The organism is Mesorhizobium sp. M7A.F.Ca.CA.002.15.2.1, from assembly GCF_003998715.1.
GTDB classification, from domain to species: Bacteria; Pseudomonadota; Alphaproteobacteria; order Rhizobiales; family Rhizobiaceae; genus Mesorhizobium; species Mesorhizobium ciceri.
Genome location: NZ_RZPI01001179.1, coordinates 1 through 708 on the forward strand (window position 1 = coordinate 1; position 708 = coordinate 708).

Annotated in this window: 1 protein-coding gene; it reads right to left on the reverse strand. The window is 63.4% G+C overall.

The window, feature by feature from the left end:
• A partial coding sequence (locus ENZ74_RS33490) for a diguanylate cyclase (protein ID WP_164761483.1) occupies positions 1–708 on the reverse strand: 708 nt, incomplete at both ends.

The window sequence follows — 708 nt, forward strand, 5'->3', positions numbered from 1 at the left end:
ATGGCGAACTCATCGCCGCCCAGCCGCGCCACCATCTGCCCTGGACGAAGGATACCGGTCGCGCACTGCGCAACCTTCTGCAGCATGGCGTCGCCTGCGCCGTGCCCATACAGGTCGTTGACCTCCTTGAACCGGTCGAGATCAAGCAGCAGAAGCGCAAGCTGGCCGCCTTTCCTGGTCCGGACCATCGCAGCGATTTCCGTCTCCAGCCGGCCGGAAAAGCTGCGGCGATTGGCCAGTCCGGTCAATGGATCGAAATGGGCAAGCCGCAGGATCTCCTGTTCCGCCTTCTTGCGCTCGCGAATGTCGCGGACCGCGACCACGTTGTGCGGTTTGCCACAGTAGTCGATGCTCCTGGCGATCAGCTCGACAGGAATGCTCGTGCCATCGCGACCGCTCAATTCGGCCTCCTGCGGCTGTTCGCCGAAGCCCGAGATATCGGATCCGAAGAGATCGCCAAGCTGCATTCCGTTCAGGGTCGCTGTTGCTTTGCCCGTCAGTGCCGCAATGCTGTCATTGGCACTGATGATGCGGTTGCCGTCGCAGACGATCAGCCCCTCCACGGCGGCATTGGCCAGGCCGTGCATGCGGTCGACCTCGAGCTTCTGGCGACGGAAGCGCAAATCGATCCACAGCGCCGATGCCGACAGAACCAGGATCACCAGTGTGGCGGCGGCGGCCGCGAAAGCCTGCGAGGTCGGCTCGATC